Genomic DNA, 22,919 nt, shown 5'->3' with positions numbered 1-22,919 from the left:
AATCTGTCGCCGCGTCACCCCGTTGTCGCGTCGCCGCGTCACAGACATGCTGGTTTCCGATTTCGATTACGAGCTGCCCGAACGATTGATCGCGCAGGAGCCGGCGGCGCGGCGCGACCAGTCGCGGCTGCTGGTTGTTGAGCGCGCGGCGCAGGCGTTCGACGATACGAGCTTCGATCATCTGCCGGAGTGTCTGCGCGCCGGTGATGTGCTGGTCTTGAACAACACGCGAGTCTTTCCGGCGCGGCTCATCGGCAGGCGGCTTAGGAAGACATCACGCGGCGAGACGATTCTCGGCGGGCGCGTCGAGATTTTTTTGACAGATCGCCTGGAGCCGCTCGTCTGGGAAGCCTTGGTGCGGCCCGGCAGACACTTGCTGCCCGGCGCTGAAGTTGAATTCGCGCGCGGCAAGCTCACCGCCGAAATCGTCGAATGGCGCGAGCATGGTCGCCGCATCGTGCGCTTCCATGCCGCGGGCGATTTTGACGAGATCATTGATCGCATCGGGCGCACGCCGCTGCCGCCTTACATCAAGCGCGACGAAGAAGACCGCCTGGATCACGAGCGCTATCAAACGGTCTACGCCCGCGAGCGCGGCGCGGTGGCGGCGCCGACCGCCGGATTGCACTTCACGCCTGAGCTGCTTGAGCGCATCCGCGCTCGCGGCGTCGAAGTCGTAGAGATTACGCTGCATGTCGGCTACGGCACATTCCAGCCCATCCGCGTCGAGCGCGTCGAAGCGCATCGCATCGAAGCCGAGCGCTACGAGATCAGCGAAGCGGCGGCGGCGGCAATCAACCGCGCGCTCAAAGAAGCCCGCCGAGTGATCGCCGTCGGCACGACGACGACGCGCGCGCTGGAATCGGCCTGCCGGTGCGACGCGGGGACGCGGCGACACGGCGACGCGGAGAGAGAAAACAAAGAAGCAGAGGAGCAAGAAATCATGGGAGCGGCAGACTCTTTCCTTCGCCGCGTCGCCGCGTCGCCGCGTCCCCGCGTCGCGGCTGGCGCGGCGACGACGGAGTTGTTCATCTATCCCGGCTTTCAATTCCGCGTCATCAGCGGACTCGTCACCAACTTTCATCTCCCGCAATCGTCGCTGCTGATGCTGGTGTCGGCCTTCGGCGGGCGCGACTTGGTGTTGCGGGCGTACCGCCACGCGGTCGAGCGCGACTATCGCTTCTACAGCTACGGCGACGCGATGCTGATTATCTAATTAGCGAATCTTTCGCCGCGGCGCGAGCGTAGTCGCCATTGCAACGCAAATCTCACAACACCGGAGTCCGCGATGAAGTTTAACTGTCCCGCTTTGACTGCTCTTTTATTGATCCTCGCGCTCGCGCTCGCGGGCGCAGCGCAACACAAGGCGAAGCCTTCCACGCGTCCGAGCCATACGATTGCCGACCCACGGCGTGACATCCTTGGGCTGAGTGGTCTGATCTCGCGGCTGATGAGCGAAGGTGACGTGCAGGGATTATCTATCGCCTGGATTCGTGATGGGAAGGTCTATTGGGCGAGCGGCTTCGGAGTCAAGAACGCCGGCACGAAAGAGATTGTTGATTTAAGCACGATGTTTGAAGCGGCGTCACTGAGCAAGCCGGTCTTCGCCTATGCGGTGTTGAAGATGGTCGAACGCGGCGAGCTTGATTTAGACACGCCGCTGTCGAAATACCTACCGGCTTACATTGAAAATGACGAGCGCTTGAACCTGATCACCGCGCGCCGCGTCTTGAGCCACACCACAGGCTTTCCGAACTGGCGACCCGAAGGCAAGCCGCTGGCCATCATGTTCACGCCGGGCGACCGCTTCAGCTATTCGGGCGAAGGCTTCGTCTACCTGCAAAAAGTGGTCGAGCATCTGACCGGCCAGCCGTTGAATGAAGTGATGCGCAAAGAGGTCTTCGCGCCGCTCGGTATGCAAGACAGCAGCTACGTCTGGCAAGACCGCATCGCCGCGCAGATGGCCGTCGGCCATTCGCAGATGGGCAAGCCCCTGCCGCAGAACAGGGGCCAGCAAGCGAACGCCGCCGCCAGCCTGCGCACGACGCCGAGCGATTACGCCCGGTTCGTCATCGCGGTGATGAACGGCACCGGCTTGAAAGAAACGACCGCGCAACAGATGTTGACGCCGCAGGTCAAGCTCGACGAAGGCTGCGTGAACTGCCTGAATCGCAAGCTGCTGAAGCCGTCGCCGTCTTTGGCGTGGGGGCTCGGCGTCGGGCTGCAACACACAGCGCAGGGCGACGCCTTCTGGCACTGGGGCGACAATGGCGGCTTCAAGGATTATGTCGTCGCCTTCAGCAAGCCGAAAACCGGCGTGATCATCTTTACCAATAGCGACAACGGGCTCGGCATCATCCCTGAGATTGTTAAAGAGGCGATGGGCGGCGATCAGCCGGCTTTCAGTTTGCTGAACTATGAAGCGTACAACTCACCTAGCCGCCGCCTGCGCCGCAGCATTGAGCAGGTCGGCGTCGAAGCCGCCATTCGCCAGTTCCGCGCCGACTGGCGGCAGCACCCCGACAGCTTCAAGGTGAACGAAGGCGCGCTGAACAGTCTCGGTTATAGCTATTTGCGCTCGAAGAAGATCAAAGAGGCAATCGAGATTTTCAAGCTCAACGTCGAGGCGTTTCCGAATTCATCGAACGTCTACGACAGTCTCGCCGAAGCCTACATGGAAAACGGCGACAAAGCGCTCGCCATCCAGAATTACAAGAAGTCCATCGAGCTGAACCCTGACAACGCCAACGGCGTCGAGATGCTGAAGCGGTTGGAGCAGAAGTAAGCGCGTTTGGTTGCGCACGATTTAAACGCCAATCTTAAGAAAGCCGTGCGGCAGGGGCACAGGTCGTCTGTTAAGGTCAGTGGTATACCAAAGGCGCAAGGCTCATAGCCCTGCGCGAACACTTCCCGTCAAATTCGAGTTTTCTCCAAAATACAATCTGTGTTAAAACACAAGGTCTACGCAGTAACCTCATACTTCGCAGGCTGAGTTAGTTTATTCTCCGGTTGATCTTCGAAATAGTAAGGGTATTTTGCTTGGTCCCTGTTGGTTTAGTGGATAGAGTCAAGGTGACGTAAACTTATGAATAGGCAACGGCCCAAAATGTTTATTGGCTCGTCATTGGAAGGGCTAGAGATTGCCAAAGCGATACAGGCTAATCTTGATCATGAATGTGAAATAACCCTGTGGAGTCAAGGAGTTTTCGGACTCGGAGAGGGAACCTTAGAAGCACTGGTCGAGAAACTAGGCGAGTTTGATTTTGCGAGCCTTGTACTGACACCTGATGATTTAATCAAGAGTAGAAAGGGATCAAGTCCTTCTCCGCGTGATAACGTTTTGCTTGAACTCGGCCTGTTTATTGGACGACTTGGTCGTAAAAGAACATTCATTGTTTACGACCGTACAGCTTCTTTACGGCTGCCTTCAGACCTAGCAGGAGTGACGTCGGCTACCTTCCAGCCGCACCTGTCTCAAAACTGGCAGGCTGCTCTTGGGGCAGCTTGCACGCAAATAGAAAGAGCAGTGAGAGGACTTGGGATTCGTCCGCATAGTCTCGGAGAGACTTCTTGCAAAGCTGAGATTTATTACCACAATCGCGGTTTTACAAAAGAGCAGGCGGATTCGGTAGTAAAAAAGCTCCATGCATACGGAATCAAATCTACCCTCCTTGAACATGCAATTCCAGATACCCCAGATGCGGTCTTTATAGGAAGCTATGTGCGTGCAGCAGACGCACGGTTTGTCCTTAGCTTATTGCCTTATGAAGTCAAGTATTTGTTCCGGCCAGATTATCCGGAATCGGCGGGTGGCGACTCAAATGGCCTTAAAATCGGGATAGGCTACCTCTCTTATTATAGTACCGAGGACCGCAGTCCGCGCTCGCAACCCGTGCGGATTACAAAAGGCCAGCTTGCCGAGCTGAAAAACCCTCAGAAGACAGATACAGAATTTCAGTGTCTCTTGCATCGAATTACAAAAAGCTCCGACATGATCTAGAATTGTCTGTTAGTGCATCAGCGGATATTCACCGTACGGAGACTTGCGCGGACGCGGTGATAGTTCTGTTGCGCTGATGGAATCGAAACAGTAACAAATAACGGAGGAAGGATGAGCGAATCGACAAACCTGCCTTTCAATTTTGGGGGGCTTGACGAAGAAGCAGCCGACTTTGACAAAGCGAAGGTATTAATTTGGCCGGTGCCATTTGAGAAAACGGTGAGCTATGGCGTAGGAACAAAAGATGGACCGCAAGCGATAATCGCGGCTTCTCGGAATATGGAGTTATTCGACGAGGAGGTTGGCGGAGAGACTTCTCAGATTGGTATTCATACGCTTACAGCTACCGACGCCGACAGAGAACCAGATGAAATGATGCGGGTGCTTTACCAGGAAGCAAAAGAACTACTTACGCTGGACAAGTTCATTTGTATGCTGGGGGGAGAGCACTCCATTTCTGCTCCAGTAATCAAAGCACATAAGGAAAGGTATGCTAATCTATCAGTGCTTCAGATAGATGCACATGCAGATCTTCGTGATCAATATGATGGAACCCCACACAGCCATGCATCAATTATGCGTCGCGTCGTGGAATTTTGTCCGGTGGTTCAAGTTGGCATTCGGTCATTATCCTCTGAAGAGGCGAGAGTGATTCCATCTCTGCCAACAAAGATATTCTTTGCGAAGGATATTATCGGTCGAACAGACTGGATGGATGACGTAGTCGCAAGCCTTACTCAAGAAGTCTATCTGACGATAGATGTCGATGGATTCGACCCTAGTCTTATTCCTACAACCGGGACTCCGGAACCTGGCGGACTCATGTGGTATGACGTCGTCTGGTTACTCCGCAAGGTTGCCCGAAACCGGCGCATTGTTGGCATGGATATCACCGAACTCTCAACCTCACCTGACAACCCCTCTCCGAGCTTCTTAACCGCAAAGCTTATTTATAAAACGTTGGGATACATTTTTCACGACCTGGTTCCCAAAATCGTTACTGGACACGCTTAAGCCCGTTGAATGTAAAAGGCGTCCGGTCGTGAATCACACGAATGTACACACATAGAGATCGGTTAGACGATTAGTGATGATTCGCAATCAATCAGGATCAGAGGAAAGCAGAATGGGTAAATTGAGATTCTTTATCGCCGCCTTTGTCGCCGCCCTCGTGTTTGCGGCGGCTTGCTCGAAGTCGAACGGTGGCGGCAACTGGACGCCGCTCGACACCGGCACCTCGGATGCCTTCTTCAGCATCAACTTCGTCAACGAAGATGTCGGCTGGCTCAATGGCCAGACAGACCGAGGCTATGTGCCGCCCGAAGACGCCGGCAACGAAAACGCCAACGCGAATGCTAACAAAGCGCCCAAGCCCAAAGCCGCAGGCAAGAAGCCCGAAGACCCGCTCAAGGCGAATCAAGGGTTCGAGGTCCTGCACACGACCGATGGCGGCGCCACCTGGAAAGCGATCCCCGATCAGTTCAAGTACAAGATTCGCCAGGTCTGGTTCGCAGACCCGCAGGCCGGCTGGGCGCTGACGATTGACCGCGACATCCTGCACACCGCAGACGGCGGCGCGACCTGGGCGATGCAGCGCAAGGCCGGCAAGATCAAGTTGAAGATCACCGGCTACAAGCCGCCGGAGATGGAACAGCCGGAACAGCTCGACAACCTGCGCTTCATTGACGCGCAGCACGGCTGGGCCTGGGGCGGCGGGCGCAAAGACGAGTACACCGAGCAGCCGGGCACATTTCTGATCACCACAGACGGCGGCCAGCACTGGAACGAAACGCCTTTCCCGTTCGAGCAGGCGGTGGCCTGGATATTCTTCCTCAACCCGCGAACGGCGTGGGCCAGCACCGACAACGGCGGCTTTTATAAGACCAATGATGGCGGCCTGAACTGGGAGAAGGCGACGCGGCCGGCGGGTGATCTGGTCTATCGCAGCATCTTTTTCGCCGACGAGAACAACGGCTGGGCCGTTGGCCGCAGCGGGCGCATGGTGCGCACACGCGACGGCGGCAAGACCTGGGAAAAGCTCTATCAGGTGAAAGACGAGTTCAAGATGCGCGCCGTCTATTTCATCGACCGCAAGCGCGGCTGGGCCGTCGGCGACAATGGCAATGTGCTTTACACCGCAGACGGCGGCGACGAATGGCTAACGGCGACGACGCCCTTCCCGGCGCGGTTGCTGCACGTTGTCTTTGCCGGCGAGCGCACGGGCTATGCCGCCGGACTGGACGGCACCATCTGGAAGTACGAAACCAGGTAGGGGCCAGGGATTAAGGTCTGGTAAGAGGAATTGAGCCCGAATTGCTTCTTTTTTTATTGTGGAGGCATGGGCGCTTGTTCGGCTAGCCCTAGCCCCTAGCTCCAGTCCCTAGCCGGGGCATGTTGCAATTTTTCGACATTCGTGGAGCGGGGCATCTCGAAGGCGTGTAGAGCGCACTAAGCATTCGGCGGTTTAGGACAATTTCTGCAAGGCACAGGGCGCGCGGCATTCTACAAAGCAGGAACCGATTGGCGCGCCGCCGCGACGTCAAAAGAGTGGTTGCCCGAGATCGAGCGCCGATGACGCCGAGATGAAATTTCTTGACACTGCTTTGAACGGCAAGTGAAAATATAAAGGGCTGTCTCTTCGGTAGGGGATAAAGCGGCCCGTCAACAGAATGGTAAGAGGATTCAGGTCTCTCCTTAACCTCTGAAGCCCAGGTAGAGGTCGAAAGAGCAGTAGCAGGAGCCGGGAGAAAAAAGGACATGCAACAACAGAAAGCCTTATTCGCTGACGCTTTCCTATATCAACCGTCTATCATCAAACGACTGGCCACCGGCTTTGCCGAAGCCAGTCAAGAATTCCGCCAGAATCCCAAAGCGTTTGTCACCGGCGCCCTCAAAGGCGACGGCGTCGGCGGGCGGCTGCGGCAAGACCGATTGATGCTCGGCTTTGCCGTCGCCATGTTCGTCTTCGCCAGCATCGTCGCCGCCATGCTGATCGCTTTCTGGATCAAGCACCACAATGCCGGGGCGCAGGAAGAGCTGGCGGTGGTCGATTATAAGCTGACCGATATTGCGCCGATTGATATGCCGAAGATGGAGAAGAAGGCCGGCGGCGGCGGCGGCGGCGGGCGCAACGCGCCGACTCCGCAATCGAAAGGGCAGTTGCCGAAGTTTTCATTGACGCCGCCCATCATCGCGCCGCGCCCGGAGCCGCAGCTCCGACCGCCTTCACTGCCGGTGCAAGAGACCATTCAAGTTGATCCGCGGCTTGAGCCGCCGCGCATCGCCGATATGCCGACGGGCGACCCGAAAGGCGTGCCCGGCCCGCCCTCGCCCGGCCCCGGCACAGGCGGCGGCATCGGCACCGGTTCGGGTGGCGGCATCGGCAGCGGCGATGGCACCGGCGCGGGGCCGGGACATGGCTATAACATGGGCGGCGGCGACCCGCGCCTCGGCGGCGGCGACCGCAATGCCGTGGCCACGGTCGTAGACCAGAAGCCTGTGCCGCTCAACAGCCCGCAGCCGCGTTACACCGAAGAAGCGCGCAAGAACAAGATTCAGGGCGTCGTCATCGCCCGCGTGCTGGTCGGCGCCGATGGCGCGGTCAAGCAGGCGAGAATCGTGCGCGGTCTGCCCGACGGTCTGGACGAGCAGGCGATTCAGGCGGCTTACCAGTTGCGATTCCGGCCGGCAATGAAATCCGGTCAGCCCATCGCCTTCTGGGTGCCTGTGCAGATCGAATTCAACTTGCGGTAAGAAGGAAATTGCCGAAGGCCGCGCGGGGCTCACCCCGTCGCGGCCTTCGCGCGTCAACGCGTGCCTCCCGCCGCAACGGCTCACCCTCATGGCTTCAGCAACCACCAGCGATTTCGTCGCGACGGCCACAAGGCCCGATGCGCCGCCGTTCGCGCTCATCGAGCCGAAGAGCCTGCCGGCGCGGTTAGCCGAAGAGGTCGCGCGCGCCCTAAGCGAATTCCGGCGCGATCCAGGCGGGTTCCTGCATAATCTTTTTACTGACGACACCAGGGACGCGAAACGCCGCCGCCGGATTTACTTCGGGTTGGCGGGCGCGCTCGTCGTTCACGCTTTGCTGCTGACGGTAATCGTCGTGATCGGCTGGCGCAGCCTGGCCGCGCCGAAAGAGAGCGGCTACGAGGTGCAGCGGATCGATCTGCCTTCGCAAGTGGCAGAAGGGGAGACGAAAGCCAAAGCGGCGCACGACGACAGCGGACAGAGCGGCGGCGGCAGAGAAGAAGCGCCGCCCGTAACCAAAGGCCCGCCGCCCCCGACCTCGCCCGCGCCGCAGATCATCAAGCCGTTCACGCCGCCCGTCGAGCATGCGTCATTGCCGGTGATGGCGACGATCAAAGGCCCCGAGTCGCCGCCGCCGGCGGTCGATCTGCCGGTCGGCCTGCCTAACGGAGCGACCGACGCGCCGCCTTCACCCGGCGAAGGCAAGCGAGACGGGATCGGCGGTCGTGAGGGCACAGGCGCAGGCCCGAATGGCGGGCCGGGCGGCGGTCGCCCGACAGGCAACAGCACCAACCCGAACGGCAGCAGCAATGGCACACCGAACGGCACAGGGGTGCCTTCCGATATTCCTTTTAACGGGCCAAAGCCGTCGGGTTACGTGCCCTTCGCGTTGACCTACGCCCCTACGCCGATTGTTACACCCGAAGCCCAGGAACATAAAGTCATTGGCAGGGTCTTGCTCAGAGCCACCTTCAACGCCAACGGCACGATCACCGACATTGAGGTCATCAACCCGGTTGACTACATGACCGATTCGGCAATTGAATCCTTGCGGCGTTCAAAGTTCCGCCCCGCCACGATCAACGGCGTGCCCATCACCGTGCGCCGCGTCCCCGTTCGCATTGACGTGCATTATTGATGGCTGGCTGACTGACTCAGCTCGCCTGTCAGGCACTCAGAGCGTGGCGCAGCCTGTCGACGGCGGGTTGCAGCCGGTAGATCGCCTCGGCGATGTTGGCCCACGGGTCAAGCTCGAGGACGACGAAATAATCGCGCTCGATCACCTGAGCAATAAAAGTGGCGGCGTCGTATTGCATCACCAAGCGCGCCGCTTCGCCCACCGCCGTGCGCGCCGCGACGGCGCGGCTGTTTTGCAGCATGACGGCGACGTAAGCGCTGCGCAAACGCAGGCGCTCTGACTGGCTCTCGTCCGCGTTGTACCACTGCACCGCCTCGCCCGCGGATTCGAGCAGGATGGCGCCGGTTGCGCCTTCGACGCTCTCGACCAGTTGTTTGAGCAACTCTCGAAATGGCACGCTCACCTCTTTATGCGAGATCGATCTGGAATCGGCTTCGGCGCGATTATAATGGCCCGCAGGCCGCCTGCCAAAGCTGTCCGGCGCTTTGCGCCCTGCCGCGGCGTGATAAAATCGCGACGAAATTCAGACTTTTGCCCTCTGCCGCCCGTCTATAGTGATGAAGCAGATGGAGGGTGTAACTTTCGCATAGGCCAGAGCTAATTGGACTTGAGCGACACGCAATTGATCGAGCGCACACTGGGCGGCGAACCCGACGCCTTCAATCTGCTCGTGCGCCGCTGGGAGCGGCAGATTTACGGCCTGACTTTGCGCATGTTGGGGCGCGATGACGAGGCCCACGACGCGACCCAGGAAACGTTCCTTTCGGCCTACCGCAACCTCTCGAAGTTTCGCGGCGAGGCCAAGTTTTCATCCTGGATTTACCGCATCGCCTTGAACACCTGCAACACACGGCTGCGGGGCCGCCCGCGCAACGTCGTTTCGCTCGACGAGCAGCGCGAAGCGAGCGGCTTTGAGCTGGCCGCTGACACAGCGGACCTCGGCAGCCACATCCAACAGGAGCAGGTGACGCGCGCCGTGCGCCGCGCCTTGCAGGGACTGCCGGCAGACATGCGCCAGGTGATCGTCATGAAGGAGTATGAAGGGCTGAAGTTTTCCGAGATCGCCGACATCCTCGGCCTGCCGGTCTCGACCGTCAAGACGCGGATGTACACCGGCCTTTCGGAGCTAAGGAAGCGGCTGGAACACCTGCGCGAAGCGATGTGACGGCAGGAAGAAAAGCGACCAACGCATCAAAGTGGGAACGATTGAAGGAAGTGAGTGGTGACAAGATGAGCGAAGCAAACCAGACCTCGGCTTGCGGCATGCACGAAGCGCTGATGGCCTATCTCTACAAAGAGGCGACCGGTGACGAAGCGCGCCGCTTTGAAGCGCACCTCGGCGAGTGCGCCGCGTGCAAACAAGAGATTGCAGACTTTGGCCGCGTGCGCCAGCAGTTGCAGCAATGGCAGGTCGTTGACTTGCCGATTGTGCGCGTCGTCGCCGACCCGCAGCCGCAGAAGCGGTCATTCCTCGCGGTGCTGAAAGAGTTGTTGACGGTCATGCCGGTCTGGGCGAAAGCCGCGAGCGTCGGTGCGATGGCGCTGATCGTGATGGCCGTGACTGGCACCAGCGTCAACATTGGCCGCGACGGCTTTGCGATTAACACACGGCTGATCGGCAGCCGGCAGCCGGTCGCAGGGCCGGCAGCGGCGAATGTATCGCGGGCTGAGTACGTCAGCGCCGAACAGCTCGAGCAATTGCGCGCCAACCTGACGGCGCTCGTGGCGCAGAAGGTCGCCGACAGCGAGCGGCAGCAGAAAGACGCCTTGAAGGCCGAGCTTGTCAGCTTGCAGAACGACCTTCAGAGTATGCGCTCGGCTGACCTGGCGAAGATCGTCGCGCGCGTTCAAGAGCATCAGTCGCGCCTGCAAACCATCGAGCGCGACCTCGACCGCCGCGAAGGCACGGACCTGACGGACTTGCTGTTCAGCGAAGTATTGAGCAAACCGCAACCGCCGACAGGCAGCACGCCCGGCGGCCACTGATTTCAGGCTTGAGCCGAGCGCTCAACGGCTACTACAGCGCCGGTTGGCGAACGGTTGGAAGGCCTCGCGCGGGTTGGGGAGAGTCCGCTGCGAGGCGCGCGGGAAAAGGGAGAGTTCACGCGCTTGCTTATCCAACCCATCGCCATAGGTGCTGTAGTTATTTTGAGTGACGAGTGACACGACGTTGTCACTCGTCACTTTCTGCTATCGCCCGCCGCCGCGAAATCCTTTACAATTTATTCTGTAATTCGCCGCTGGAAGCATAAAGCCCGGATACCTGCCTGGAGGTTGGATTAATCCAATGAACGTCCTAGATCAAATTCGCGCCCGCGCCGCTGCCGACCCACAACACATCGTGCTTCCCGAAGGCGAAGACGACCGTACCGTGCAGGCTGCGGCGCTCATCGTCGCCGACCGCCTCGCCCGCATCACGCTCGTCGGGCAAGAAGCGGTGATTCGCGGCAAGGCTTCCAGCCTGGGCGCCGACCTGACGGGCGTGGCGATCATCGATCACCGTCGCGCCCGCGAGCGCGAAGCCTACGCCGCGCGCTATCACGAGATTCGCCGCGCCAAAGGCGTAACCCTCGAAGAGGCGCACCAGCAGATGAACGACTCGCTCTACTTCGGCAACATGATGGTGCGCGAAGGCCACGCCGACGGCAGCGTCAGCGGCGCGACTCACACGACCGGCCATACGGTCATCTCGGCCTTGCGCTGCATCGGCCCGAAGGCGGGGCTGAAAGTGGTATCGAGCTTCTTCGTGATGGTCGTCCCCAATGCCGAGCTTGGCGAAAATGGCGCGTTCGTCTTTGCCGACTGCGGCGTCATCATCAACCCGAGCGCGGCGGAGCTGGCCGAAATCGCGATTGCTTCGGCAGAATCGGCACGCGCCCTGCTCAATGTAGAGCCGCGCGTCGCGCTGCTGTCGTTTTCGACCAAAGGCAGCGCCAAAAATCCGCTGGTGGATAAGGTCATCGAAGCCACGCGGACGGTGCGCGCCCGCGCCCCACAGATTCTGGTTGACGGCGAATTGCAGCTTGACGCCGCCTTAGTCCCCGCCATCGCCCAGAGCAAGGCGCCGGGCAGCCCCCTGGCCGGGCGCGCCAACACGCTGATCTTTCCCGACCTGCAAGCCGGCAACATCGGCTATAAGCTGGTCGAGCGACTGGCCGGGGCTACCGCCGTCGGCCCGGTGCTGCAAGGGCTGGCCAGGCCCGCCAATGACCTGTCGCGCGGCTGCAAGGCCGAAGACATCCGCGATACCGTGGCCATCACCGCCGTTCAGGCTCAGGCCAACAGCCGCCGGGCGAGCCGTTAAGTCCCGCCTGAAGCGTTCGCAACCGTTTTAACCAGAATCTTCGATATATTTTTCTTCGCCGCCCGCCGAATTTATTGACAGCCGCACAGTCAGAAAATATAATTAGCACTCTCAACAAGAGAGTGCTAATTTTTATGCCAACCGGCCAGAGAGGCAATGCAATTTTCTAAATAGAAAGGAGTCTGTACCAGCTATGGCTAGCATCAAACCGCTTCAAGATCGTGTGATCATCAAGCGCATCGAGGAAGGTGAGCAGATTCGTGGCGGCATCATCATCCCCGACAGCGCCAAAGAGAAACCGCAAGAGGGCGAAGTCATCGCCGTGGGTGAAGGCAAGAAACTCGACAACGGCGAGCGCGTCCCCCTGGACATCAAAGAGGGCGACCGCGTGCTGTTCGGCAAGTACGCCGGCACCGAGATCAAGCTCGACGGCGACGAGTACCTCATCATGCGCGAAGACGACATCCTCGGCGTCATCGAACGCGCCAGCGAGAACAAATCGAAGAAGGCAAACAAGTAAGGATCATCCCGATTTTGGATTTTAGATTTTAGATTTTAGATTCAGGGACCGGGCTAGCGGCCTCGTCCCGGCAATCCAAAATCGGCAATCCAAAATCCAAAATCCCCTGAGTTAGGAGAGTAAAACTATGGCAAAACATATCGCATTTGGCGAAGAATCGCGCAGCAGCCTGTTGCGTGGCGTGAACCGTCTGGCTGACGCCGTTAAGGTGACGCTCGGCCCCAAGGGGCGCAACGTGGTCATCGAGAAGAAATTCGGCTCGCCGACGATCACCAAGGACGGTGTCACGGTCGCAAAAGAGATTGAGCTAGAAGACAAGATGGAAAATACCGGCGCGCAGATGGTGCGCGAGGTGGCCTCGAAGACTTCCGACGTTGCCGGCGACGGCACGACCACGGCAACCGTTCTGGCGCAGGCCATCTTCCGCGAAGGCGTCAAGACCGTTGCCGCCGGCGCCAATCCGATGGCCTTGAAGCGCGGCATTGATAAGGCCGTCGAGAAAGCCGTCGAAGAGATCAAGCGGCTGTCGAAGCCGGTCAAGGGCGATTCCATCGCTCAGGTCGGCACGATCTCGGCCAACGGCGACACCACCATCGGCCAGTTGATCGCCGAAGCCATGAGCAAGGTCGGCAAAGACGGCGTCATCACCGTCGAAGAGTCGAAGACCCTGGAAACCTCGCTCGAAGTCGTCGAGGGTATGCAGTTCGACCGCGGCTACCTGTCGCCGTATTTCGTCACCGACCCCGAACGTATGGAAGCGTCGCTCGACGATTGCTTGATCCTCATCCACGAGAAGAAGATCTCTTCGATGAAGGACCTGCTGCCGCTGCTCGAACAGGTGGCGCGTCAGGGCAAGCCGCTGCTGATCATCGCCGAAGACGTTGAAGGCGAAGCGCTGGCGACGCTTGTAGTCAACAAGCTGCGCGGCACCCTCCAGGTCGGCGCCGTCAAAGCGCCGGGCTTCGGCGACCGCCGCAAAGCCATGCTGCAAGACATCGCGATACTGACCGGCGGCAAGGCGATCACCGAAGATCTCGGCATCAAGCTCGAAAGCATCCAGGTCGGGGACCTCGGTCGCGCCAAGAAGGTCGTCGTTGACAAAGACAACACGACGATTGTCGAAGGCGCCGGCAAGGGCTCGGAGATCGAGGGCCGCGTCAAGCAGATTCGCGCCCAGATCGAAGACACCACCTCGGATTACGACCGCGAGAAGCTGCAAGAGCGGCTGGCGAAGCTCGTCGGCGGCGTCGCCGTCATCAAAGTCGGCGCGGCCACCGAGACCGAGCTGAAGGAGAAGAAGGCGCGCGTCGAAGACGCCATGCACGCGACGAAGGCGGCTGTCGAAGAAGGCATCGTGCCGGGCGGCGGCGTGGCTTTCCTGCGCGCTCAGAAGGCGCTCGAAAACGTCAAGTTCGACATTGAAGACGAGAACATCGGCGTCGGCATCGTCAAGCGGGCGCTCGAAGAGCCGCTGCGCCAGATCGTCGCCAATGCCGGCCAGGAAGGCGCGGTCATCGTCGACAAGGTGCGCACGAACAAGGCGGCCAACTACGGCTACAACGCCGAGACCGAAGAGTACGGCGACATGATTCAGATGGGCGTCGTTGACCCGACCAAGGTGACACGCTCGGCGTTGCAGAACGCCTCTTCGATTGCCGGCCTCTTGCTGACCACCGAGGCGCTGGTGTCGGAGATTCCTGAAACCGAGAAGGAAATGCCGCAGATGCCGGGCGGCGGCGGCATGGGCGGTTTCTAGAGCGGAATTCAATCGGGTGTAGCGCAAGGCGGTTAGCTTGCGCCGTTCATTGCGCAAGCTAACCGCCTTGCGCTACATGGCAAACCCAATCGAAAACGGCTTCTAGTCCGCCGGTCGCCAATCAGGCTCGCAAGCCAAGGGCTCTGTCTCTTCGGAGGCAGAGCCTTTTTATTGCGCCCGTAAGGTCGCGAGCGGCTTTTTCGCCAGCACGTCGAGCGTCGAAACCGCGCCCACGACGGTCACCAAAACAATCGTCGCCAGGATGCCGATGAGGTTGATCTGTGGCGTCAGGCTCCACTTGATCTCGAAGATGTAGTGCGACGCCGCGTAAGACAGCCCCACCGCCGCGAGCGAGCCGACCACGCCCGCCACCGTGCCCATCAAGCCGTACTCGGCCAACAAAATCAGCAGAATCGTCTTGCGCTTGGCCCCGAGCGTCTTCAGCACCGCCGTTTCATAGACGCGCTGAAACTTAGTCATCGCCAGTGAGCCTGAGAGAATCAGCGCCCCGCTCAACAGCACGAAAGCGCCGACGAAGGTGACGGCCAGCGTGATGTTGTTGACGATCCGGGTTACAGCCTTGACGATGTCGGCCACGTCAATGACCGAAAGGTTCGGGTACTTGTCGAGCAGGGCACGCTGAAAACGCGAACGTTCGGGCTCGGTGTCGGGGCCATTGAGCGCGGCGACCCACATCTGCGGCGCGCTTTCCAGCACGCCCGGCCGGAAGACGAACATGAAGACCGTGCGGGCATTGCGCAAGTCGGCGCGGCGGACGCTGGTGACGCGCGCCGTGATCTTGCGCCCCTGAATGTCGAAGACGACGGGGCTGCCGATGCCCATTCCGCCCAGGCCCCAGACGTTCTCTTCGATAGACACTTCCGGCTCCTTCGATGGCGTCGCGTCCCAGTAGTTGCCGGCGACAATCGTCTCGTTGGTATCGAGATTCGGGCGATAGGTGACGACGTATTCGCGCCCCAGCCTGCCGCGCTCGCGCTTCATCTCTTCTTTCTCGAAATCGATCTCCTGGCCGTTGATCGCCTGGATGCGAGCGCGCACGGTCGGCACCATCTGCGGCGGCGCGCCGGTCTGTTGCTCGACGTACTGCGCCAGCCCCGCGGCCTGATCCGTCTGCACGTCGATCAAAAACATATTCGGCAGATTGCCCTGTAACGCCGCGTTGAATTCGTTGACCAGGTTCGCCTGCACCGACTGAATCGAAATCACCAGAAAGACGCCCAGGCCCACGACCATGACGATGACGCGCGTCTGGTTGCCAGGTCTGTGCAAGCTGTTGATGGCTTGCTTGAGCGGGAACGAGCGCAAGCGATTCACGCGCCGCACGAGCCAGACCAGCAGCGTCGCCGCCCCGTATAACAGGCCGGCAGTCGCCGTCAGCCCGCCAAGAAAAAACAGCCCCGTGCGAATCGAGCCTGCCTGCCAGGAGACCACGAAGAGCAGCCCCAACACAACGGCGAATGCCGAGGCCCAGCGCGCCCAGTCGAAGCGCCGCGCCGCGGGCGCGACGTCTTCGCGCAGCAATACGTTCGGCTTGATGTGACGGACGCGCAACAAGGGCAGCGCCGAAAAGAGCAGCGAGATCAACAACCCGACCGCAAAGCCTTGCAGCGCCGCGCCCGGCCTCAGTCCATAACTCATGTACTGCGGCAAGCGGTCGGCGAAGAAATGCTCGATGACGACCAGCACGCCTTTGCCGAAGGCGACGCCAAACAGGCTGCCGACGATGCCGAGCGCAACGACTTGCAGCAGGTAAGCAAGCGTGATCTTCGTCCCATTGCCGCCGATGCACTTCAAGACGGCAATCGATTTCTTCTTCTGCTCGATGAAGGTGCGCGTGACGTTGAAGATGCCGATGCCGCCCAACACGAGGATCACCAGACCGGTGAGCGACGAATAATCTTCAGCGCGGCTGAACTGCTCGGTCAGATTGTCCTGCGAGTTCTTGTACGAGCGCACGTTGATAGCATTGTTGTTCTTGAATTCGGCGCGCAGTTGTTTGACCAGCGGCTCCATCTGGCCTTCGGGCGTGCTGAAGAGCAAGCGCCTGCGGGCGCGGCTGCCGAAGCCTGTAAGGCCGGCGGATTCAAGCGCCGCGCGCTCGATGAAAACGCGCGGCCCCAGGCGAAAGCCGCTCGACCCGCCCGGCTCTTTATCGAGCACGCCGCGAATCTGAAACTTCATGCTGCCGATCAAGACTTCGTCGCCGACCTGCAAGCTCAAACGCTCAAGCAGCGCCGGCGCGACGATTGCGCCATGATTGACGAGCGAGGCGGGATCGAACGGCTCGCCGTTTTGCAGCCGGAATTCGCCGTAGAGCGGGAACGGCGGCTCGATGCCTTTCAGTTCGATCATCGCCGCGCCTTCGCGCTGCGGGTCGGCGGGGCGAATCATGGTCACCGAATCAATCGTCTCGGTGCGCGCCGTCGCAATCGGGTCGGCGATGCGGTTGATCTTGTCGAGCGCCTCTTTCTCCCACGGGCGGTTGGTGTCCACCTGCACGTCTGCGGTCAGCAGCGCCCGCGCTTCCAGAGCAATCGCCGCGTTGGCGTTCTGCATCATCGAGCGCACGGCGACGATGCAGCCCACGCCGATGGCGATGGAGAGAAAAAAGAAAAGTAATCTGCGCCACGAGCTGCGCAATTCGCGCCGCGCCATCTGAAAAACGAATCTCACCGCGTCGCCTCCATCTCGCTGCCTGCCGCGGGGCTTTCGACCGCGGGCGCGTGGCTGTCGCTATAGACGCGGCCTTCGCGCAAGACGATCCGCCGATCCGCGAGCGCCGCCAGCTCATGGTCATGAGTCACCAGAACAAGCGTCGCCCGGCGGCGGCGATTCATCTCGACCATCATCTCGAAGACGTGCTGCCCGTTTCGCGAATCGAGATTGCCGGTCGGCTCGTCGGCCAATAAGATCGTCGGGTTGTTGGCAAAGGCGCGCGCGATGGCGACACGCTGTTGCTCGCCGCCCGACAGTTGCGCCGGGTAATGGTGAGCGCGGGCGACCAGATCAACGTCTTCAAGCAAGGATTGAGCGCGCTCGCGGGCGTCGCGCAGACCGCGAATCTCCATCGGCACGAGGATGTTTTCCAGCGCCGTTAGCGACGGGATCAGGTGAAACGATTGAAAGACAAAGCCGAGCTTTTCGCCGCGCAGCTCGGCCAGTTGATCTTCGTTCATCGCGGTGATGTTTTCGCCGTCGATGGTGATCTCGCCGGCGCTCGGCGCGTCCAGCCCGGCAATCAAACCGAGCAGCGTAGACTTGCCGCTCCCCGACGGGCCGACGATGCTGACGAACTGGCCGTCGGGGATGCGCAGGTCGAGCGCGTAAAGAATCGTCAGCATCTCTGCGCCCGAAGGCACGATCTTTGAAACGTTGTAGAGTTCGATCATCCGCTATTTCCGCCTGCTACATTCTCGCCGCGCGCCGGGCGCGGGCTGCTATAATTTCCGTATGAGAGTCATTCTGTTTGGCCTTTTATTATGCGCGCTCGCAGCCGCCGCGGCATGCAAAGGCGGGCCGTCGAAAGGCGCGCCGCCGCCGCCGCCGGCCACTGAATCGCCTGCGAAGCCAGTTAAGAGTGTAGCGAAGATCGTCGCATTCGGCGACAGCCTGACCGCCGGATATGGCTTGAGCCCTGAAGAGAGCTACCCGTCGCTGTTGCAGAAGAAGCTGGCGGCAGATGGCTTCGATTATGAAGTGGTCAACGCCGGCATTTCCGGCGACACCTCGGCGGGCGGCGTGCGGCGCATTGACTGGTCGCTGGAAGGCGGCGATGTCAAAGTCGTCATCCTTGAGCTGGGCGCTAACGACATTCTGCGCGGCCAGCCTATCGAAGAGATGAAGAAGAATTTGAGCACGATCATCGAGCGCGCCAAAGCGCGCGGCGCACAGGTGCTGCTCGCCGGCATGGAAGCGCCGACCAGTTCAGGCATCGATTACCGCCGCTGGACGCACGGCGCTTTCAGCGAGCTGGCGAAAGCACATAACGTGACGCTGATCCCTTTTCTTCTCGACCGCGTCGCCGGCATTCAATCCATGAACCAGGCGGACGGCATTCATCCGAATCGCGAAGGGGCGCGCATCGTTGCCGACACGGTCTATCAATACCTCAAGCCGATGCTCGAAAAGGCCGATCAGGCGGCGGCAAAGTGAAAGAACAAACTACAGGGCAGGCGAGAAGTTTTTAGCGCTGCTCAAGCGTGCGAAAGAAGCAGGCCCGCGCGCCCGTGTGACAGGCCGGGCCGCGCGGTTCGACTCCGACGAGCAAGGTGTCGCCGTCGCAATCAACGGCCAGTGAAACGACGCGCTGGGTGTTGCCCGAGGTCGCGCCTTTGTGCCAGAGCTCGCCGCGTGAACGGCTCCAGAACCATGTCTCGCGAGTCGCCAGCGTCTTCACGAGCGATTCGCGATTCATATAAGCGAGCATTAGCACTTCGCCGGTCGCCGCATCCTGCACCACCGCCGGCACCAGGCCGCGCTCATCAAAATGCACATCGTCAATCAGTGAGCTTTGCATTGTTGGTCTCTCGCGCGTGACTCAACGCACCGGCAGGCCGCGCGCCCGCAGGTAATCTTTCGCTTGCGCGATGGTGAATTCGCCGAAATGAAAGATTGATGCGGCCAGCACCGCCGAAGCGCGCCCCGCGCTCAAGGCTTCGTAAAGATGTTCGAGCGTGCCGGCGCCGCCCGAAGCGATCACCGGAATCGAAACCGCCTCGGCGACCGCGCGCGTCAACTCGATGTCGTAACCGTCGCGCGTGCCGTCACAGTCCATACTCGTCAGCAGGATTTCGCCGCCGCCCAGCGCTTCAACACGCCGCGCCCATTCGATCACATCGATCCCCGCCGGCTTGCGCCCGCCGTGCGTGTAGACCTCCCACCGGGGAGACGCGGAGACGCGGGGACGCGGCGACAGGGCGACGGCTGCTTCGCTCCCGGCTGTTTGTTCTTTCTCCGCGTCTCCGCGTTCCCGCGTCCCCGCGTCGCTATTCGGTGCGCAGCGCCTGGCGTCAATCGCCACGACGATGGCTTGCGAGCCGAAAGCCTGCGCGCCTTCGGTGATGATCGCCGGTTCGTTGATGGCGGCGGTGTTGACCGAGACTTTGTCCGCGCCCGACGCCAGCATCCGCCGCATGTCTTCGACGGTGCGGATGCCGCCGCCCACGGTGAAAGGGATGAAGATGGTGTCGGCGACGCGGCGCGCCATGTCATACACCAGGTCGCGGCTGTCACTTGACGCCGTGATATCGAGGAAGACCAGCTCGTCAGCGCCTTCGCGGTCGTAGCGGCGGGCTTGCTCGACCGGATCGCCGGCGTCAACGAGGTCAACGAAGCGAATCCCTTTGACGACGCGCCCGCGGTCTACGTCCAGGCATGGGATGATGCGTTTGGCCAGCATGGATCAATCGCTCACGATGTCTTTAAAGCGGCTCGGAGAGCCTGTTTCAAGGTGAAGCGGTTTTCATAAAGCGCCTTGCCGACGATCACCGCGTCGACGCCATCGCTCTCCAGTTGAGCGACATGGGTGATGTCTTCGAGCGAGCCGACGCCGCCCGAGGCGGTGACGCGCGCCGCCGACCGCCGGGCAAGCTCGCGCGTCGTTTCCAGGTTCGGCCCTTTCAAACGGCCATCGCGCGCAATGTCTGTGTAGATGATTCGCTCGACGCCGAGGGCGGCGACCTCGCAAGCCAGATCAACCGCATCAACGCGCGTCGCGGCGGTCCAGCCACGCGTCGCCACCTGGCCTTCGCGCGCATCGATGCCGACGACAATGGCATCGCCGAAGGCGGCGACGGCGGCGCGCAGCAGGTCAGGCTGTTCGACGGCGACCGTGCCGAGGATGGCGTAGCGCGCCCCGACATCGCGCAGCAGGAATTCGATGTCGGCGAGCGAGCGCAATCCGCCGCCGACTTCAATGGGGATAGCGACCTCGCCGTTAATGCGCTTGATGATTTGCAGGTTCGCCGAGGCGGCGCCGTGAAAGGCGCCATCCAGATCAACGACGTGAATCAGCGACGCGCCGGCCTTCTCATAAACGCGCGCCACTTCGAGCGGGTCGCGGTCATAGACTTTGGCGCTCGCCTCGCGCCCTTCCGTCAGCCGCACGCAGCGACCGCCTTTCAGATCAATGGCCGGGATAACAAGCATAGAACGGAGTCGGCTGCTTTCGTAAATTCGACCTCCGTAGTATATCGCAAACGGCGCGCGCCGGGCATGGCGACGCCGGCGGGCATCGGATTTGCGTTTTACCCTGGCGTGGGCCGTTGCCGCGTGTGATTCGTTCTTTTTCGGGACGAAGACGATGACGGCTTGCCTGTTATCGCTACATCATCAGGTCGAGAAGTAACATGAATAAGTGCTTACTTAAAATCTCGCGCGCGGTCGTCCTGCTATCGCTGACGCTGCTGCTGGCGCAGGCATCGCTCGGTTATTCGGTACTCTCGCATCAAGCGATCATTGATACCACCTGGAAGGATTCGCTCAGGCCGCTGCTCTTGAAACGTTTTCCCCAGGCCACCGAAGAACAACTGCGCGAGGCGCACGCCTACGCCTACGGCGGCGCGATCATTCAGGACATGGGCTATTATCCGTTCGGCAGCAAATTCTTCACAGACCTGGCGCATTACGTCCGCAGCGGCGACTTCATCGAAGCCCTGCTCGCCGAATCTCAAGACCTCAACGAGTATGCTTTCGCGCTCGGCGCGCTGGCCCACTATGCGGCGGATAACGACGGCCACGCCCTCGGCGTCAATCGCGCCGTGCCGATTGCCTACCCGAAGCTGCGCGCTCGATATGGCAACGAAGTCACCTACGTCGAAGACCCGACGGCGCACATTAAAACCGAGTTCGGGTTTGATGTCGTGCAGGTGGCGCGCGGCAATTATGCGTCGGACTCTTATCACGATTTCATCGGCTTCAAGGTATCGAAAGACGTGCTGTCGCGCGCCTTTCTAAAGACCTATGGGCTGGAATTGAAAGATCAATTCGTCAGCCTCGATCTGGCCATCGGCACTTACCGGCGCACGGTCAGCGGCTTGATTCCCGAGATGACGCGCGTGGCGTGGGAGTTGAAAAAGGATGACATCACCAAAGCGCACCCCGGCATGACGCAGGAGAAGTTCCTTTACAATTTTTCGCGCGCCGACTATGACAAAGAGTATGGCAAAGAGTACAAAGAGCCCGGCTTTGGCGCGAAGCTGGTTGCCGGTATCGTGCGGGTTCTTCCAAAGGTCGGGCCGCTGAAGCCGCTGAACTTCAAGCCGCCGACGCCGGAGGCCGAGCGCCTGTTTATCGAGAGCTTCAACGCCGCGCTGGAACGCTATCGCGCGCTGCTGGCTCAAGCGCGCACGGGCAAGCTCGATTTGCAGAACACCGATTTCGACACCGGGCGGCCGGTGCGCGCCGGCGAATATAAGCTGGCCGACGACACTTACGCCAAGCTGCTTGAAAAGCTGGCCAAGCACGATTTTGAAAATACCGGCCCGGAATTGCGGCGCAACCTGCTGGCATTTTATAACGACCCGAACGCGCCGAATGCGACCAAGCGGGATAAGGATGATTGGCGGGCGACGCAGCGGGCGCTCAATCAGTTGAAAGCCATGCAGGGACAGCCGGCGTCGGCCCGCAAGCAGTAGCGCACGGTTCAGCGCACGGATGCCGCCCCGGCGAAGTTCGCGAGCAAGCGCAGGCCGGCGTCCTGACTCTTTTCGGGGTGAAACTGCACGCCGGCGACCGAGCCGCGCGCACAGACCGAAGGATAACGGATGCCGTACTCGGTCTCAGCAACCACGTCCTCTTCGTCTCCGACGACGACGTGGTAGGAATGCACGAAATAAAAGTAAGTTCCGTCACTGAGGCCGTCGAGAAGCGGGTGCGCCCCAACCTTCTCGATCTGATTCCAGCCGATCTGCGGCACGTGCGGCCCCGACTCGGGAAAGCGAATGACGCGCCCGCGCATCAAGCCCAATCCGCGATGCACGCCGAACTCGTGCCCTTCATCGAACATCAGCTGTAGCCCGACGCAAAGCCCTAGCACGGGCTTGCCGGCCTCGGCGGCTTCAATCACCAGTCGATCAAGTTTGGCGGCGCGCAACTGGCGAGCGCACTCGCCGAAAGCGCCGACGCCGGGCAGGACGATCCGTTCCGCCTCGTGAATCGCGCCGCCATCACCGGTGACAACGGCCTGCGCGCCGACGGCGGCAAACGCCTTCTCGACGCTGCGCAGGTTGCCTACTCCGTAATCGATGATGGCAATCATAAGTCAGTTGTCAGTTGTCAGTTGTCAGTTGATTCCCAAGCTCCGTTAGGAGCGCGATGTTTATAGTTATCGAGTCGGCTGGTTCTTCAAGCTCCGTAGGAGCGGAATGTTGACATATCGCCCCTACGGGGCCTGGTTCTTTGTTATCCCCGGTGACTATAAACATGGCGTCC

20 protein-coding genes and 1 pseudogene are annotated in these 22,919 nt (G+C 60.5%); 14 read left to right on the top strand and 7 right to left on the bottom strand.

Annotated features, from left to right (window positions below):
* Positions 1–46 precede the first annotated feature (46 nt).
* The 7 genes from queA (at position 47) to VJ464_29045 (ending at position 8,888) form a co-directional block, all read left to right on the top strand.
* Positions 47–1,216: a tRNA preQ1(34) S-adenosylmethionine ribosyltransferase-isomerase QueA gene (queA, locus tag VJ464_29075; GenBank protein ID HKQ09211.1), complete on the top strand. Its 1,170-nt coding sequence runs from the start codon at positions 47–49 to the stop codon at positions 1,214–1,216.
* 72 nt (positions 1,217–1,288) lie between these two features.
* Positions 1,289–2,785, top strand: a complete 1,497-nt coding sequence (locus tag VJ464_29070; protein HKQ09210.1) for a serine hydrolase — start codon at positions 1,289–1,291, stop codon at positions 2,783–2,785.
* A gap of 300 nt (positions 2,786–3,085) precedes the next feature.
* Positions 3,086–4,000, top strand: coding sequence for a TIR domain-containing protein (locus tag VJ464_29065; protein HKQ09209.1), 915 nt, complete (start codon positions 3,086–3,088; stop codon positions 3,998–4,000).
* Positions 4,001–4,111: 111 nt separating this feature from the next.
* Positions 4,112–5,014, top strand: coding sequence for an agmatinase (gene speB, locus VJ464_29060; protein ID HKQ09208.1), 903 nt, complete (start codon positions 4,112–4,114; stop codon positions 5,012–5,014).
* Between the two features lie 112 nt (positions 5,015–5,126).
* A complete protein-coding gene (locus VJ464_29055) occupies positions 5,127–6,272 on the top strand; it encodes a YCF48-related protein (protein HKQ09207.1) in 1,146 nt (381 codons plus the stop codon).
* A 485-nt stretch (positions 6,273–6,757) separates the two neighbouring features.
* Positions 6,758–7,753, top strand: coding sequence for a TonB family protein (locus VJ464_29050; GenBank protein HKQ09206.1), 996 nt, complete (start codon positions 6,758–6,760; stop codon positions 7,751–7,753).
* An 88-nt stretch (positions 7,754–7,841) separates the two neighbouring features.
* Positions 7,842–8,888, top strand: a complete 1,047-nt coding sequence (locus VJ464_29045) for an energy transducer TonB (GenBank protein ID HKQ09205.1) — start codon at positions 7,842–7,844, stop codon at positions 8,886–8,888.
* A gap of 28 nt (positions 8,889–8,916) precedes the next feature.
* On the opposite strand, the gene VJ464_29040 is transcribed toward VJ464_29045, so the two are convergent.
* Complete coding sequence (locus VJ464_29040; protein ID HKQ09204.1) at positions 8,917–9,285, bottom strand: roadblock/LC7 domain-containing protein; 369 nt, start codon at positions 9,283–9,285, stop codon at positions 8,917–8,919.
* A 210-nt stretch (positions 9,286–9,495) separates the two neighbouring features.
* Between VJ464_29040 and VJ464_29035 the strand changes: the two genes are divergently transcribed.
* The 5 genes from VJ464_29035 to groL all read left to right on the top strand — a co-directional run bounded on the left by VJ464_29035 (position 9,496) and on the right by groL (position 14,468).
* The gene (locus VJ464_29035; protein HKQ09203.1) at positions 9,496–10,053 is read left to right on the top strand and encodes a sigma-70 family RNA polymerase sigma factor; all 558 of its coding nucleotides are present in this window, start codon (positions 9,496–9,498) and stop codon (positions 10,051–10,053) included.
* 65 nt (positions 10,054–10,118) lie between these two features.
* Positions 10,119–10,874 carry a zf-HC2 domain-containing protein gene (locus VJ464_29030; protein ID HKQ09202.1) on the top strand — a complete coding sequence of 252 codons (756 nt, stop codon included), beginning with the start codon at positions 10,119–10,121 and terminating at the stop codon, positions 10,872–10,874.
* A 301-nt stretch (positions 10,875–11,175) separates the two neighbouring features.
* Positions 11,176–12,192, top strand: a complete 1,017-nt coding sequence (gene pta / locus VJ464_29025) for a phosphate acetyltransferase (protein ID HKQ09201.1) — start codon at positions 11,176–11,178, stop codon at positions 12,190–12,192.
* 193 nt (positions 12,193–12,385) lie between these two features.
* Complete coding sequence (gene groES / locus VJ464_29020; protein HKQ09200.1) at positions 12,386–12,712, top strand: co-chaperone GroES; 327 nt, start codon at positions 12,386–12,388, stop codon at positions 12,710–12,712.
* Positions 12,713–12,839: 127 nt separating this feature from the next.
* Positions 12,840–14,468, top strand: a complete 1,629-nt coding sequence (groL, locus tag VJ464_29015) for a chaperonin GroEL (protein HKQ09199.1) — start codon at positions 12,840–12,842, stop codon at positions 14,466–14,468.
* 168 nt (positions 14,469–14,636) lie between these two features.
* On the opposite strand, the gene VJ464_29010 is transcribed toward groL, so the two are convergent.
* Together VJ464_29010 and VJ464_29005 are read right to left on the bottom strand one after the other, a co-directional pair.
* A complete protein-coding gene (locus VJ464_29010) occupies positions 14,637–17,162 on the bottom strand; it encodes an FtsX-like permease family protein (protein ID HKQ09198.1) in 2,526 nt (841 codons plus the stop codon).
* Positions 17,159–17,878 carry an ABC transporter ATP-binding protein gene (locus VJ464_29005; GenBank protein HKQ09197.1) on the bottom strand — a complete coding sequence of 240 codons (720 nt, stop codon included), beginning with the start codon at positions 17,876–17,878 and terminating at the stop codon, positions 17,159–17,161. Before VJ464_29005 ends, VJ464_29010 begins: the two co-directional genes overlap by 4 nt.
* A gap of 61 nt (positions 17,879–17,939) precedes the next feature.
* Between VJ464_29005 and VJ464_29000 the strand changes: the two genes are divergently transcribed.
* On the top strand, positions 17,940–18,641 hold the full coding sequence (locus VJ464_29000; protein HKQ09196.1) for an arylesterase: 702 nt from the start codon (positions 17,940–17,942) through the stop codon (positions 18,639–18,641).
* Positions 18,642–18,681: 40 nt separating this feature from the next.
* Here VJ464_29000 and hisI read toward each other — a convergent pair.
* The 3 genes and pseudogenes from hisI to hisA form a co-directional block, all read right to left on the bottom strand.
* Positions 18,682–19,005: pseudogene (gene hisI, locus VJ464_28995) on the bottom strand (phosphoribosyl-AMP cyclohydrolase).
* A gap of 21 nt (positions 19,006–19,026) precedes the next feature.
* On the bottom strand, positions 19,027–19,887 hold the full coding sequence (gene hisF / locus VJ464_28990; GenBank protein HKQ09195.1) for an imidazole glycerol phosphate synthase subunit HisF: 861 nt from the start codon (positions 19,885–19,887) through the stop codon (positions 19,027–19,029).
* Between the two features lie 11 nt (positions 19,888–19,898).
* Positions 19,899–20,636: a 1-(5-phosphoribosyl)-5-[(5-phosphoribosylamino)methylideneamino]imidazole-4-carboxamide isomerase gene (gene hisA / locus VJ464_28985; protein HKQ09194.1), complete on the bottom strand. Its 738-nt coding sequence runs from the start codon at positions 20,634–20,636 to the stop codon at positions 19,899–19,901.
* Between the two features lie 200 nt (positions 20,637–20,836).
* Here hisA and VJ464_28980 point away from each other — a divergent pair, with 200 nt between their 5' ends.
* The gene (locus tag VJ464_28980) at positions 20,837–22,123 is read left to right on the top strand and encodes a zinc dependent phospholipase C family protein (protein ID HKQ09193.1); all 1,287 of its coding nucleotides are present in this window, start codon (positions 20,837–20,839) and stop codon (positions 22,121–22,123) included.
* A gap of 8 nt (positions 22,124–22,131) precedes the next feature.
* On the opposite strand, the gene hisH is transcribed toward VJ464_28980, so the two are convergent.
* On the bottom strand, positions 22,132–22,746 hold the full coding sequence (gene hisH, locus VJ464_28975) for an imidazole glycerol phosphate synthase subunit HisH (GenBank protein ID HKQ09192.1): 615 nt from the start codon (positions 22,744–22,746) through the stop codon (positions 22,132–22,134).
* Positions 22,747–22,919: the final 173 nt, after the last annotated feature.

It is taken from the genome of Blastocatellia bacterium (assembly GCA_035275065.1).
Lineage (GTDB): Bacteria > Acidobacteriota > Blastocatellia > UBA7656 > UBA7656 > DATENM01.
This window is presented reverse-complemented; position numbering and strand designations above follow the sequence as displayed.

What these genes read in the sequence shown, in the direction of transcription:
- hisH (HKQ09192.1), bottom strand. Translation starts at nt 22,746, where the DNA reads ATGATTGCCATCATCGATTACGGAGTAGGCAACCTGCGCAGCGTCGAG.
- hisF (HKQ09195.1), bottom strand. Translation starts at nt 19,887, where the DNA reads ATGCTGGCCAAACGCATCATCCCATGCCTGGACGTAGACCGCGGGCGC.
- VJ464_29045 (HKQ09205.1), top strand. Translation starts at nt 7,842, where the DNA reads ATGGCTTCAGCAACCACCAGCGATTTCGTCGCGACGGCCACAAGGCCC.
- queA (HKQ09211.1), top strand. Translation starts at nt 47, where the DNA reads ATGCTGGTTTCCGATTTCGATTACGAGCTGCCCGAACGATTGATCGCG.
- groES (HKQ09200.1), top strand. Translation starts at nt 12,386, where the DNA reads ATGGCTAGCATCAAACCGCTTCAAGATCGTGTGATCATCAAGCGCATC.
- VJ464_28980 (HKQ09193.1), top strand. Translation starts at nt 20,837, where the DNA reads ATGAATAAGTGCTTACTTAAAATCTCGCGCGCGGTCGTCCTGCTATCG.
- VJ464_29055 (HKQ09207.1), top strand. Translation starts at nt 5,127, where the DNA reads ATGGGTAAATTGAGATTCTTTATCGCCGCCTTTGTCGCCGCCCTCGTG.
- VJ464_29065 (HKQ09209.1), top strand. Translation starts at nt 3,086, where the DNA reads ATGAATAGGCAACGGCCCAAAATGTTTATTGGCTCGTCATTGGAAGGG.
- speB (HKQ09208.1), top strand. Translation starts at nt 4,112, where the DNA reads ATGAGCGAATCGACAAACCTGCCTTTCAATTTTGGGGGGCTTGACGAA.
- VJ464_29000 (HKQ09196.1), top strand. Translation starts at nt 17,940, where the DNA reads ATGAGAGTCATTCTGTTTGGCCTTTTATTATGCGCGCTCGCAGCCGCC.
- pta (HKQ09201.1), top strand. Translation starts at nt 11,176, where the DNA reads ATGAACGTCCTAGATCAAATTCGCGCCCGCGCCGCTGCCGACCCACAA.
- groL (HKQ09199.1), top strand. Translation starts at nt 12,840, where the DNA reads ATGGCAAAACATATCGCATTTGGCGAAGAATCGCGCAGCAGCCTGTTG.
- hisA (HKQ09194.1), bottom strand. Translation starts at nt 20,636, where the DNA reads ATGCTTGTTATCCCGGCCATTGATCTGAAAGGCGGTCGCTGCGTGCGG.
- VJ464_29030 (HKQ09202.1), top strand. Translation starts at nt 10,119, where the DNA reads ATGAGCGAAGCAAACCAGACCTCGGCTTGCGGCATGCACGAAGCGCTG.
- VJ464_29005 (HKQ09197.1), bottom strand. Translation starts at nt 17,878, where the DNA reads ATGATCGAACTCTACAACGTTTCAAAGATCGTGCCTTCGGGCGCAGAG.
- VJ464_29050 (HKQ09206.1), top strand. Translation starts at nt 6,758, where the DNA reads ATGCAACAACAGAAAGCCTTATTCGCTGACGCTTTCCTATATCAACCG.
- VJ464_29070 (HKQ09210.1), top strand. Translation starts at nt 1,289, where the DNA reads ATGAAGTTTAACTGTCCCGCTTTGACTGCTCTTTTATTGATCCTCGCG.